The sequence below is a fragment of the Staphylococcus sp. HMSC077D08 genome (genome assembly GCF_001837945.1).
GTDB classification, from domain to species: Bacteria; Bacillota; Bacilli; order Staphylococcales; family Staphylococcaceae; genus Staphylococcus; species Staphylococcus epidermidis.
Window position 1 is genome coordinate 59,085 of the sequence record NZ_KV834757.1, and the last position, 12,280, is coordinate 71,364.

The window sequence follows — 12,280 nt, forward strand, 5'->3', positions numbered from 1 at the left end:
CTAAGTATAAATAAAATTGGAGGCTGTTTTTAATGTGGGAAAATAAATTTGCTAAAGAATCTTTAACATTTGACGACGTGTTACTCATTCCAGCTGCATCAGATGTTTTACCAAGCGATGTTGACTTAAGTGTCAAATTATCAGATAAGATCAAATTAAACATTCCTGTTATCTCAGCAGGTATGGATACAGTAACTGAATCAAAAATGGCGATTGCTATGGCTCGTCAAGGCGGTTTAGGTGTTATCCATAAGAATATGGGCGTCGAAGAGCAAGCTGATGAGGTACAAAAGGTTAAACGTTCAGAAAATGGTGTTATTTCTAACCCGTTCTTCTTAACACCGGACGAAAGTGTGTATGAGGCTGAAGCATTAATGGGCAAATACCGTATCTCTGGTGTACCTATTGTCGATAATCAAGAGGATCGCAAGTTGATTGGGATTTTAACAAATCGTGATTTACGTTTTATTGAAGATTTTTCAATAAAAATATCAGATGTAATGACGAAAGATAATTTAATAACAGCTCCAGTTGGTACGACTTTAGATGAAGCCGAAGCTATTCTTCAAAAACATAAGATTGAGAAACTTCCATTAGTAGAAAATGGTCGTTTAGAAGGATTAATCACGATTAAAGATATTGAAAAAGTACTTGAATTCCCATACGCAGCTAAAGATGAACATGGTAGATTGTTAGCTGCAGCAGCAATCGGTACGTCTAAAGATACTGAAATTCGTGCACAAAAATTAGTTGAAGCTGGCGTAGATGCGTTAATTATTGATACGGCTCATGGTCATTCTAAAGGCGTTATTAATCAAGTTAAACACATTAAGGAAACATATCCTGAAATTACTGTTGTCGCAGGTAACGTAGCGACTGCAGAGGCAACACGTGCTTTATTTGAAGCTGGTGCCGATGTTGTTAAAGTAGGTATTGGTCCAGGGTCAATTTGTACGACACGTGTTGTTGCAGGTGTAGGTGTGCCTCAAATTACAGCAGTTTATGATTGTGCTACAGAAGCCCGTAAGCATGGTAAGGCTATTATTGCTGATGGTGGTATTAAGTTCTCAGGTGATATTATCAAAGCATTAGCTGCTGGTGGTCATGCGGTTATGTTAGGTAGTTTGTTAGCTGGTACAGAAGAAAGTCCTGGTGCAACTGAGGTATTCCAAGGTAGACAATATAAAGTTTATCGCGGTATGGGATCTTTAGGTGCTATGGAAAAAGGTTCAAATGATCGTTACTTCCAAGAAGATAAGACGCCAAGAAAATTTGTTCCTGAAGGTATTGAAGGTCGCACAGCTTATAAAGGACCATTACAAGATACAATCTATCAACTTATGGGTGGCGTTAGAGCTGGTATGGGTTATACTGGTTCAGAAAACCTAAAAAAATTACGTGAAGAAGCACAATTTACACGTATGGGACCAGCTGGCTTAGCTGAAAGTCATCCTCACAATGTTCAAATTACGAAAGAATCACCAAACTATTCTTTCTAGTGTTAAACTTTGGGTGATGAATTAATCATTTGTAGGAACGCGCTTAATTCTTAAAACAACAATGCTTAATGATACGTTACAATACTTAAAGCTATCATTTAGGGCATTGATAGGCGCGTTTCTCTTACTTTTACATAAAATAAAACAATAAAGGAGATTCATGACTATGGAAATGGCGAAAGAGCAAGAGCTGATTCTTGTTTTAGACTTTGGTAGCCAATATAACCAATTAATTACGCGTCGTATCCGTGAGATGGGCGTTTATAGTGAATTACATGATCACGAAATTTCTATTGAAGAAATTAAACGAATGAATCCTAAAGGTATCATTCTTTCAGGTGGTCCAAATTCAGTGTATGAAGAGGGGTCATTTACCATCGACCCTGAAATTTACAATTTAGGTATTCCAGTTTTAGGTATTTGTTATGGTATGCAATTAACGACTAAGCTTTTAGGTGGTAAAGTTGAGCGTGCTAATGAGCGTGAATATGGCAAAGCTACAATTAACGCTAAATCAGATGAACTTTTCTTTGGCTTACCTTCTGAACAAACAGTATGGATGAGTCATTCTGATAAAGTAATTGAAATTCCTGAAGGATTTGAAGTGATTGCAGATAGTCCAAGTACTAATTATGCAGCTATTGAAGATAAAAAACGTCGCATTTACGGTGTACAATTCCATCCAGAAGTACGTCACACTGAATATGGGAACGACTTACTAAGAAACTTCGTTCGCCGTGTTTGTAATTGTACAGGGGAATGGACGATGGAGAATTTCATTGAAATTGAAATTGAGAAAATTCGTCAACAAGTAGGTAATCGTAAAGTATTATGTGCAATGAGTGGTGGAGTAGATTCATCCGTAGTTGCTGTACTTTTACATAAGGCAATCGGCGACCAACTAACATGTATTTTTGTGGACCATGGTCTTTTACGTAAAGGTGAAGGTGACATGGTCATGGAGCAATTCGGTGAAGGTTTTGATATGAATATTATTCGTGTTAATGCTCAAGAACGCTTCATGAGTAAACTAAAAGGTGTTTCTGATCCAGAACGTAAACGTAAAATCATTGGTAACGAGTTTGTATATGTCTTTGATGACGAAGCTGCGAAATTAACAGATGTAGATTTCTTAGCTCAAGGTACGTTATATACGGATGTGATTGAATCAGGTACTAAGACAGCTCAAACAATTAAATCTCACCACAATGTAGGTGGATTACCTGAAGACATGGAATTTGAACTTATTGAACCGATCAATACATTATTCAAAGATGAAGTGCGTGCATTAGGAATAGAATTAGGTATACCTGAACACTTAGTTTGGAGACAACCATTCCCAGGACCTGGATTAGGTATCCGTGTACTTGGAGAAATTACTGAAGATAAGCTTGAAATTGTTCGTGAATCAGATGCGATTTTACGTGAAGTGATTCGTGAGGAAGGTCTTGAAAGAGACATCTGGCAGTACTTTACAGTACTTCCAGGTATTCAATCGGTCGGTGTCATGGGAGACTACCGTACGTATGATCATACTGTAGGTATTCGTGCGGTAACATCCATCGATGGCATGACTAGTGACTTTGCTAGAATTGATTGGGAAGTCTTACAAAAGATTTCAAGTCGAATTGTCAATGAGGTGGACCACGTTAATCGCGTTGTCTATGACATTACCTCTAAGCCACCAAGTACAATTGAGTGGGAATAGAATATAATAATTCAACAACCCTTTAACCGCAATGGTTAGAGGGTTTTTTCGTGTTTTCGAAGTTGGGAAAAGGGCAGAAAATATCATTGATGAAAATGTATTAAGTATTAATGAATAACTATATTTATTAACCAATTCAGCTAATGGTGACAGAAACTAAGGGATTTGTTATAAATCGAGGTGAATATAAGAAAAACCCACAAAACGGTAAAGTGCAACTTGTTTATAATGAATATGTACAGCTAGTAGAAGTACTTATTAAGCCAAGTGATCTTTTGAAAGTTCGTGATGATATGCTTGGGAGGTGTCATAAACTATTTACTGAGAGAAAAGCTTTTACAGGTGATACTCCGGTAATTGTTAATATTGGTGAATGGGATAAAGGCGATGAAGAAGATACACAGAGAGAGCCAGATAAAATAAAAGAAAACTATCCTAATAGAACTATGATTGTTGATGATATACCGTTAGGCGACTAAATAGAGCCTATCTGAAAATATTCAGATGGGCATTTTTGATTTTAATTGAGATATTATTTTATTAGTATTTAAATTGATTAATAAATGATAATCTAAAAGGGGTAAGATTAAAAAATAATAGGAGAATGGTAATTGGACAAAGTTAATTACTTTTTAAAAGCTTTAGTATTGGTAATTATGCTTCGTTGTACCATGAATTATTTACTTCCGTCACCTGATACAATAACTTTTAAAATTTTAGATGGGCTTGCTTTTGGTGTTTTAACTGTATTTTTAATTAATTGGATTATTGGAATTTTTAAGAAGTATTCACAAAAATAAATCGCTCATTTATGTTGATTTTGAAATTGTTAAGAATTCTAAATATCGATATCAATAAAGCAATTGGAATAAAGCATCTATGATTATTTGAAAACATAAGTTATAATATATTCAAAAATATTTTTGAATGAGGTGTAATTATGATTCAGACTATTGTAACTGCTGCTATTCTTTATATTGCGACAGCAGTAGATTTATTAGTGATTTTGTTAATATTTTTTGCTAAAGCAAAGACTAAAAAGGAATATCGAGATATTTATATTGGTCAATATGTAGGATCTGTGACATTGATTGTCGTAAGTTTATTCTTTGCCTTTGTCTTAAATTATGTTCCTGAAAAATGGATATTAGGATTATTAGGGTTAATACCGATTTATTTAGGAATTAAAGTGGCTATTTATGATGATTGTGAAGGAGAAAAGAGAGCTAAAAAAGAATTGAATGAAAAAGGATTGTCTAAATTAGTTGGTACGGTTGCAATTGTTACGATAGCAAGTTGTGGTGCTGATAATATTGGTTTATTTGTTCCGTATTTTGTGACATTAAGTGTTACTAATTTATTAATTACTTTGTTTGTCTTTTTAATTTTAATTTTCTTCTTGGTATTTACTGCACAAAAATTAGCTAATATTCCAGGAGTTGGAGAAATTGTTGAGAAATTTAGCCGTTGGATTATGGCTGTTATTTATATAGCTTTAGGTTTATTTATTATTATAGAAAATGACACTATTCAAACAATTTTAGGATTTATATTTTAATTTAGGGTGTGATTTCATATGAGTTATGAAAATGCTTGTGATGTGATCTGTGTACATGAGGATAAAGTTAACAATGCTTTAAGTTTTTTAGAAGATGATAAATCTAAGAAATTACTTAACATTTTAGAAAAAATTTGTGATGAGAAGAAATTGAAAATTATATTATCTTTGATTAAAGAAGATGAGTTGTGTGTTTGTGATATTTCTTTGATATTGAAAATGAGTGTTGCTTCAACTTCACATCATTTAAGACTTTTATATAAAAATGAGGTACTTGATTTTTATAAAGAGGGAAAGATGGCATATTATTTTATTAAAGACGATGAAATAAGAGAATTTTTCTCTAAAAATCAGGAGGGTTTTTGAAGCGAGTTGAAAACGAGTTTCCTTTTGCTTTGATATTATACAGAAATAATACTAAAATAAAAAAATAAATGTAAGTGTGATTTATAAACGCAAAAGTAGATGTTTAACATTTACAATTATAGTTTTCTTAAAGATAATGAACGTATCTACTGAAATGTACTACTCAAAATTGAGTATCCTTTAAATGACTGTATCCGTTAGATGTAGTCTTTTTAACTTGTCAAAACTTGACATTTCATAAAGTTACAAACAGACTTAAAAGTACGCTTGTAACCAGTACCTTAAAATAGGGAAGTGGTTTGATAAAAGAATAAAGGGTGCCCCAAATTAGGGGTGCCTTTTAATATCCTCAAATTTGGGTATATTGGTTTATACTCAGCTCAAAATTGAGCTCAGTAATAGAACTGATTAGCTATATATATATTTAACTGGCTCAAATGTGAGCTCGTTAATTAATAATACAAATGCTGACGCACTAAGTCAGTGCATTAGAAAACGACTATATCCGTTCTCTAAATTCTGAAAAGCTGAATGTGGCTTGTCTAACTTATATATTTACGTAGTGAGAAATACAATTTTGAAGTATTTTAGTGCATGAGCTGACGTAACAATTTGTGACGTTAGCTACATAAGTATTCGATAAAGAGAGTAGGGAAACACGACGCCCTTTGTAATGTGGTCTAAGTGGGGAATAAACGAAATGCTTCCTTATTCATGGTGTCGTGAAACGCTACCCCATGTGTAGCAGCTTGCGACGTTAGTAAGTGAATACAGCAAACCGCTTCGATACATAGATACATTACCAATTTAGATATGTGTTATTACACGGGTGTAGTCCTAATTTAGGATTGCAGCATTTATCAGCTTGTTGATTTAGCGATATGGTTAAAGGTTTTGTGTTTTGTTGATCCCTTAAATAAATAGACAGATTACTAAATTGGAGTTTTTTAAATGAGCTCTTTAATGTTTAAAAAAAGAATTAAGTGGTATATTTAACTAGTAATAACCTTTATATATTTAGCCAATGGCATTGGCTCGAGGTAGTTGCTAGTACTCATTCTGACCTTTTAGCATCTATAATTTTAATTATATTCTTGTTAGGAGTGGTAAAGATGAGCGATAGTGAAACTTTCAGACAAATATGCACGCCAATTTTACAAAACAGTATTAATGATTGTTTTGAGTGCATAGCCTCTGCCTTTAGCTAAGTATATAAGGGATAAAAAATTCACACACTGCCAAGTTAAATATATCTTTTCAAACGTCACTTACGAGTGGCGTTTTTATTTTAAATAAGTGCTATGTGGCATCGGGAATAAGAAAATGAATATAAATTCGATTGTTAAAATCAATAAAATGCTTATTTAATTTATAGCAACATTATGATATATGTAAGAGTGAACAGAATTTTATTACATATTAAAAAGGTGGTTTTCGTGTGAGCATTAAAGAAATATGGAGATATTTAGTAAACAAGAAATGGAAAGCTGACGATGTATGTTATTTAGTATTTTACATATTCTTAGCAAGCATATTTACAACTCCTTTATTAGGTGTTCCTATAGGCGTATTAGTTTATTTGTACTTTAATGAAGAGCTGTTTAAGTAGTGTTCTTATTAAATAAATAACTTCTATATTAAATTCTACACCACTATAAGTGGCATTTTTGTAATTTAAGACGCTGAGAGACGCATTCTAAAGCATTGAGAGAATCGACTAACAATTTTACAGTTGAGATAGTTTATTAAACAAAAGAGGTAAACTATATTGAATATATACGATGCTATTCTATTAGGTATATTGTTTATAATCATATATTCTGTTATTAATACACTTTTATACAATATGAATTATAGAAGAATGAACCGTAATAAAAACTTGAATAGAAAAATGATAATGATTAATTTAATATTACATGGAGTAATTGCATTGTTCATGGTTAGTGTAGCTATATATTTATCTTACTTTAAATAAGGATAAAAAATAGTATATGTATGAAACATAGGCAAAAGCATTAAATAGTTAGCATACGGGCAAGTTAAATAAATCTTTTTTGTTTTGAATACGTTTTGAATACGTTATTTAAAAATTAATAGCAATCTATAAAAAAGAAGTATCTATAAAACTCTAATATGACAACGTATATAAATAGTAGAAAATACATGTAAAAATTACATATCATCGAGTGGGAATAACAAAATAATCATTTTAAAAGCTAGAAATACTAAAACAAAAGTGTTTCTAGCTTTTTTATGTGATATGGGTTTATGATTGCATATTTTAGTTTCGTTTTGAACATTTTAATAAGAGAATCAAGTTTATTAAGAAACCGATTTGATAATGTTTTGTTCAAGCGCATTAAAGAGAATCAATGTATATAATAGAGATTGATCAATCATCGAACTAAATGACTCACTTGCTACAATGTTTTACTATTTAACTTTATTTAATTTAATAAATATTTTCTATTTTTCAAAAAATTCTCCTCAAAGGTATATTTTTTTGGTACTATGTATTTTATAGTTGTTTTCTAAAAAATCTGAAAATTTTAAATGAATGGGGGAATATTTGATATGGATTTACTTATAGGTACTTTATTTTTAATTTTAGTTTTAGTTATTTTTACTCTATTTACATACAAGGCACCCAGTGGGATGAAAGCGATGGGTGCTTTAGCGAATGCGGCAATTGCTTCGTTTTTAGTTGAAGCTTTCAATAAATATGTGGGTGGACAAGTATTTGGTATTAAATTCTTAGAAGAATTAGGAGATGCTGCTGGAGGTTTAGGTGGTGTGGCTGCGGCTGGATTAACCGCATTAGCGATTGGCGTATCTCCAGTTTATGCACTTGTTATTGGGGCAGCTTGTGGAGGTATGGATTTATTACCAGGATTTTTCGCTGGGTATATTGTAGGTTATATGATGAAGTATACAGAAAAATATGTGCCAGACGGTATTGATTTAATTGGTTCAATTGTTATACTTGCACCTATTGCTCGATTAATTGCTACTGGATTGACGCCAGTGGTTAATAACACGTTAATTAAAATTGGGGATATTATACAAAGTAGTACTGACACTAACCCGTTGATTATGGGAATTGTATTGGGAGGTATTATTACAGTAGTAGGTACTGCTCCATTAAGTTCAATGGCTCTCACTGCATTGCTTGGTTTAACGGGTGCGCCTATGGCCATAGGTGCCATGGCCGCATTTAGTTCCGCGTTTATGAATAGTGCATTGTTCCATCGTTTGAAATTGGGAGACCGTAAATCAACCATTTCAGTCGGAATCGAACCGCTTTCTCAAGCTGATATTGTTTCCGCTAATCCTATTCCTATTTATGTCACTAATTTCTTTGGTGGGGCAATTGCCGGTATTATAATTGCTTGGTCAGGTATGATTAATAATGCAACTGGCACTGCTACACCTATTGCAGGTTTTTTAGTGATGTTTGGTTTTAATAGTTTAACGAAAGTGATTATCTATGGTGTGGTTATGGCGATTATAGGAACTATTGCTGGTATTGTAGGGTCTATTGTTTTCAAAAAGTACCCCATTATTACTAAAAAGCAAATGTTAGAACGGGACACAATGACATAACTGAGTATACAATGATGAGCGCTAAGACTAGGCGATTTGAAAATTGATCAAAGTCATAGATGATTTCACGATTATGTGAATACATAAAATGAACAGAATATTTTCTATTCAAAGTTAGAGAAAATATTTTTGTTAATATGTATGCGTGCAACTCTTAAATATTAGAAGAAATGTAGTTGAACAAAATAATATCACACCATTTATTTGACACTTGAGTATGAAAAATATACAGTTAGGCAAATTTAGTATGTTGAAGCATAAACGTTTTATAATAAAAGTGTTAAAAAAGTATTGAGAGGAGATGTAGATTATGAACGATTCAATTCAATTCGTAATACAATTTCTCAACTTTTTAAATAGTGTGCTAGTCAACGGTGAACCTAAAAAATAGAAAAGTAGCCACTCCATTGAGGAGTGGTTTTATTGTATTAATTTGCAATAATCCCGAAAATGATTAGTTTAAATTGATGAAAGTGTGTCTAAATGTGTTAATAAATAAAAAAAGGAGGAAATTATGAAGAATGTAAGTCCGTTTATTTACGTTAAGGACGTAGATAAATCTTTATGTTATTACAAAGATGTATTTAATGCTCAAACAGAAATACTTATGGGTAAAGATGGTCGAACTTATCATGCCCAACTTATTATTGGTGATGAAACGTTCGTTCATTTCTCCGATACGTTTCATAAGCATCCCGTTTCTAAAAATCCTCATCTTATTATTGAATGTGATTCATTAGAAGAGTTGGAGCGTGTCTATAAAAGGTTAATTGATGATGGTGGTCATGCTAAAGTGAAACTCAATAAAACTTTTTTTAATGCCTATCATGCAGAGGTAAAAGACCATCTCAATGGTATCATTTGGGTATTTAATTACTTTTTAGATGAACATATATAATTGTAATATTTTAATCTTAGTTAGTTGGAAATTTATAATGATTCCAACTAGCTTTTTTTATTTAATAACGTTTATTTAATTTTTAAAAAATTGAGTATTGATAAAAGAAGAAACTTTCTATAGAATGTAAAACGTAATAATTACTATTTACAAAAGAGAGGGTTCTTGAAATGGCGAAAATACCTGTAACTGTATTAAGTGGATATTTAGGGTCGGGAAAAACGACATTGCTTAATCATATATTAAAAAATAGAGAAGGGCGTCGCATTGCTGTCATAGTCAATGATATGAGTGAAGTTAATATTGATAAGGATTTAGTAGCACAAGGTGGTGGCTTATCTAGAACAGATGAGAAATTAGTAGAACTTTCTAATGGATGTATATGCTGTACCTTAAGAGACGATTTGCTACGAGAAGTGGAACGTTTAGTTCGAAAAGGAGGAATCGATCAAATTGTAATTGAATCAACTGGGATATCTGAACCTGTACCAGTAGCTCAAACGTTCTCATATATAGATGAAGAATTAGGTATTGATTTAACCTCTATATGTCGATTAGATACAATGGTGACGGTTGTAGATGCGAATCGCTTTGTTAATGATATTCGTAGTGAAGATTTATTGGCAGACCGTGATGAAAGTGTTGATGATGAAGATGAGCGTACTATTGCTGACTTACTCATTGATCAAGTAGAATTTTGTGATGTGATGATTATCAATAAAATCGATTTGATTAGCGACGAAGCTTTAGAAAAATTAGAAAATGTATTACGTGCATTGCAACCCGAAGCTAAAATGATTAAAACAGTAAATGCTAAAGTGGAACTATCAGATGTACTTAATACGCAATTATTTGATTTTGAGAAGGCAAGTGAATCAGCTGGATGGATCAAAGAATTAACAGCTGGAGGACATGCGACACATACGCCGGAAACAGAAGAGTATGGGATTACATCATTTGCTTATACTAGACGATTACCATTTCATGCAAAAAGATTTCATCAATGGCTAGAACAAATGCCAGAAAATATTGTAAGAACAAAAGGGATTGTATGGCTAGCGCAGTATAATGATGTAGCGTGTTTGTTATCACAGGCTGGTTCATCTTGTAATATTCACCCCGTTACATACTGGGTGGCAACAATGAGTGAGCGCCAGCAGGAAGCTATTTTGGAAGCACGTCAAGATGTAGCAGAAGATTGGGATATCGAATATGGAGATCGTCAAACGCAATTTGTAATTATTGGTACGGATTTAGATCAAGAAAAAATTTCCCGGGAATTAGATGCATGTTTAATTCGTAGTGATGAGATTGATGAAGATTGGCGATTGCTAGATAGTCCGTATCAGTGGACGTATGATCAAAGAATGTAGTTGATTGATTCATCATTTTAAATGAAAATGTAATACGAATGAATATACTGTGCTGTTTCACGTGAAAAATTAAGTGGACAAGTGCCTTTGAATTCAGAGACGCTTGCCCGCTTAAATATTGAAACCTAAAATATTAATATCGACGTATTTTCAAAATCAGTTATTAGTTGCAAAAAATTTCTACGGGCGAAGATGTGATATGACTTGTGCCTAACTATTTTGCAGTTGAAAACAACATTTAAACGATTGCAAATGGTGTGGTAAAGATAAGTAAGGCAAAAAAGTTAATAAAAAATAGGATGATGTTTAACGTCTTATTACCTTTAAACATTGCTATGATATTAATAATAATTGAGATAACAAAGATAATTGCTCCTGGGAAATACCAAAAGTTAAAGTCAGTGTTGTTATAGATGTTCGTAAACATGGTTGTAAAACATATAAAAATACTAATGAGCGTGACAATAATTGATAATAAGCTGGAAATTAAACCCTTCTTCATTTTGTCCTTCCTTTCGATGTCGTTATTTACCAAATGAATCAATAGTCATCGTTGTTTTAATAAACGTGATGCCGTGTTTACCATTATAAGTAAAAATATATTCATTACAATAGTTTATTTTGAAAAGTTATCCAATAATGAAGAGAAGTAAATGTTGGGTGGTTAAAGGTGTTTAAGCGAGCTGAAAATAAATAGACATAAAAAACCACCATCGTAAAAGATGGTGGCTATGTAGAATGTAGACTATTTTTTGAATTTTTTAACGATGTCTACGATAGTTTTAACGACTTCTATGATAGTTGATACGATGCTCATGTTCATGACCTCCTTTCAAAAGGGAAATGTATTTAGAGATGGTTGTTGAATATTCAAAAGCTAACTTATAAAATACTTAACTTTTAAATATTATTTTTGAGTAAATTGATCAATTAAGCCTTTAACAATTTCAACAATTTTAGCGATTACATCTGCCATTTAAATGACCTCCCTTACTAATTTGTTATCTATAGTGTAACTGGAATTTGAATTAAATATGTGCATAGTCCCTAAATTAAAATATCAATGTCTTAAGTGAATGATTCATGTTTTTCACTCAACAGTGAGTTATTCCTAAGTGTTATTTTGTCTTTATACTGTTTACATAAGCTTTACAAAAGGATCTTTGAGTAATTAAGCTTTCAATAATCATTACTATATGATTAATTGAATCTTATTTTGAGAAGCGTAACCATTGACACTCTTGCTCATTTAAAATATATTAATAGTATTATTCG

General features: G+C 32.3%; 14 protein-coding genes. 10 read left to right on the forward strand and 4 right to left on the reverse strand.

Annotated features, from left to right (window positions below; genetic code table 11):
• The first annotated feature begins 32 nt into the window (after nucleotides 1–32).
• The 7 genes from guaB (at nucleotide 33) to HMPREF2663_RS12670 (ending at nucleotide 6,740) form a co-directional block, all read left to right on the forward strand.
• Nucleotides 33–1,499 (forward strand): IMP dehydrogenase, encoded by a 1,467-nt coding sequence (gene guaB / locus HMPREF2663_RS03480; RefSeq protein ID WP_002475261.1) that lies wholly within the window; start codon nucleotides 33–35, stop codon nucleotides 1,497–1,499.
• A gap of 166 nt (nucleotides 1,500–1,665) precedes the next feature.
• Nucleotides 1,666–3,207 carry a glutamine-hydrolyzing GMP synthase gene (gene guaA, locus HMPREF2663_RS03485; protein WP_002468031.1) on the forward strand — a complete coding sequence of 514 codons (1,542 nt, stop codon included), beginning with the start codon at nucleotides 1,666–1,668 and terminating at the stop codon, nucleotides 3,205–3,207.
• Between the two features lie 143 nt (nucleotides 3,208–3,350).
• On the forward strand, nucleotides 3,351–3,686 hold the full coding sequence (locus HMPREF2663_RS12990) for a hypothetical protein (protein ID WP_002475265.1): 336 nt from the start codon (nucleotides 3,351–3,353) through the stop codon (nucleotides 3,684–3,686).
• Between the two features lie 132 nt (nucleotides 3,687–3,818).
• Nucleotides 3,819–4,007 carry a hypothetical protein gene (locus HMPREF2663_RS03495; protein WP_002475276.1) on the forward strand — a complete coding sequence of 63 codons (189 nt, stop codon included), beginning with the start codon at nucleotides 3,819–3,821 and terminating at the stop codon, nucleotides 4,005–4,007.
• A gap of 140 nt (nucleotides 4,008–4,147) precedes the next feature.
• Nucleotides 4,148–4,765 carry a CadD family cadmium resistance transporter gene (locus HMPREF2663_RS03500; RefSeq protein WP_002455892.1) on the forward strand — a complete coding sequence of 206 codons (618 nt, stop codon included), beginning with the start codon at nucleotides 4,148–4,150 and terminating at the stop codon, nucleotides 4,763–4,765.
• 18 nt (nucleotides 4,766–4,783) lie between these two features.
• Entirely contained in the window at nucleotides 4,784–5,131 is a 348-nt protein-coding gene (locus tag HMPREF2663_RS03505) for an ArsR/SmtB family transcription factor (RefSeq protein WP_002447711.1), read from the forward strand.
• Between the two features lie 1,438 nt (nucleotides 5,132–6,569).
• Nucleotides 6,570–6,740 (forward strand): VraH family peptide resistance protein, encoded by a 171-nt coding sequence (locus HMPREF2663_RS12670; protein ID WP_002458592.1) that lies wholly within the window; start codon nucleotides 6,570–6,572, stop codon nucleotides 6,738–6,740.
• Nucleotides 6,741–7,680: 940 nt separating this feature from the next.
• On the opposite strand, the gene HMPREF2663_RS12995 is transcribed toward HMPREF2663_RS12670, so the two are convergent.
• A complete protein-coding gene (locus tag HMPREF2663_RS12995) occupies nucleotides 7,681–7,797 on the reverse strand; it encodes a hypothetical protein (RefSeq protein WP_371091744.1) in 117 nt (38 codons plus the stop codon).
• Here HMPREF2663_RS12995 and HMPREF2663_RS03510 point away from each other — a divergent pair.
• The 3 genes from HMPREF2663_RS03510 to HMPREF2663_RS03520 all read left to right on the forward strand — a co-directional run bounded on the left by HMPREF2663_RS03510 (nucleotide 7,751) and on the right by HMPREF2663_RS03520 (nucleotide 11,005).
• Nucleotides 7,751–8,734 (forward strand): PTS sugar transporter subunit IIC, encoded by a 984-nt coding sequence (locus tag HMPREF2663_RS03510; protein WP_225307998.1) that lies wholly within the window; start codon nucleotides 7,751–7,753, stop codon nucleotides 8,732–8,734. The two genes, HMPREF2663_RS12995 and HMPREF2663_RS03510, sit on opposite strands and share 47 nt — an antisense overlap.
• Before the next feature lie 514 nt (nucleotides 8,735–9,248).
• Nucleotides 9,249–9,632, forward strand: coding sequence for a VOC family protein (locus tag HMPREF2663_RS03515; RefSeq protein ID WP_002447716.1), 384 nt, complete (start codon nucleotides 9,249–9,251; stop codon nucleotides 9,630–9,632).
• Between the two features lie 170 nt (nucleotides 9,633–9,802).
• The gene (locus HMPREF2663_RS03520; RefSeq protein ID WP_070845781.1) at nucleotides 9,803–11,005 is read left to right on the forward strand and encodes a GTP-binding protein; all 1,203 of its coding nucleotides are present in this window, start codon (nucleotides 9,803–9,805) and stop codon (nucleotides 11,003–11,005) included.
• Nucleotides 11,006–11,243: 238 nt separating this feature from the next.
• Here the strand turns inward: HMPREF2663_RS03520 and HMPREF2663_RS12175 are convergent, their stop codons facing one another.
• From HMPREF2663_RS12175 to HMPREF2663_RS13185, 3 genes are all read right to left on the reverse strand, one after another.
• The gene (locus HMPREF2663_RS12175; RefSeq protein ID WP_083319968.1) at nucleotides 11,244–11,507 is read right to left on the reverse strand and encodes a hypothetical protein; all 264 of its coding nucleotides are present in this window, start codon (nucleotides 11,505–11,507) and stop codon (nucleotides 11,244–11,246) included.
• Between the two features lie 243 nt (nucleotides 11,508–11,750).
• Nucleotides 11,751–11,822, reverse strand: a complete 72-nt coding sequence (locus HMPREF2663_RS12675; protein ID WP_087587975.1) for a phenol-soluble modulin PSM-delta — start codon at nucleotides 11,820–11,822, stop codon at nucleotides 11,751–11,753.
• Between the two features lie 90 nt (nucleotides 11,823–11,912).
• Entirely contained in the window at nucleotides 11,913–11,981 is a 69-nt protein-coding gene (locus HMPREF2663_RS13185) for an alpha-1/alpha-2 family phenol-soluble modulin (protein ID WP_096824640.1), read from the reverse strand.
• Nucleotides 11,982–12,280 lie beyond the last annotated feature (299 nt).

Bases quoted from the DNA above. Each gene is read 5' to 3' on its own strand.
- HMPREF2663_RS12175 (WP_083319968.1), bottom strand. From the start codon at position 11,507: ATGAAGAAGGGTTTAATTTCCAGCTTATTATCAATTATTGTCACGCTC.
- guaA (WP_002468031.1), top strand. From the start codon at position 1,666: ATGGAAATGGCGAAAGAGCAAGAGCTGATTCTTGTTTTAGACTTTGGT.
- HMPREF2663_RS03500 (WP_002455892.1), top strand. From the start codon at position 4,148: ATGATTCAGACTATTGTAACTGCTGCTATTCTTTATATTGCGACAGCA.
- HMPREF2663_RS03515 (WP_002447716.1), top strand. From the start codon at position 9,249: ATGAAGAATGTAAGTCCGTTTATTTACGTTAAGGACGTAGATAAATCT.
- HMPREF2663_RS12990 (WP_002475265.1), top strand. From the start codon at position 3,351: ATGGTGACAGAAACTAAGGGATTTGTTATAAATCGAGGTGAATATAAG.
- HMPREF2663_RS03520 (WP_070845781.1), top strand. From the start codon at position 9,803: ATGGCGAAAATACCTGTAACTGTATTAAGTGGATATTTAGGGTCGGGA.
- guaB (WP_002475261.1), top strand. From the start codon at position 33: ATGTGGGAAAATAAATTTGCTAAAGAATCTTTAACATTTGACGACGTG.
- HMPREF2663_RS03505 (WP_002447711.1), top strand. From the start codon at position 4,784: ATGAGTTATGAAAATGCTTGTGATGTGATCTGTGTACATGAGGATAAA.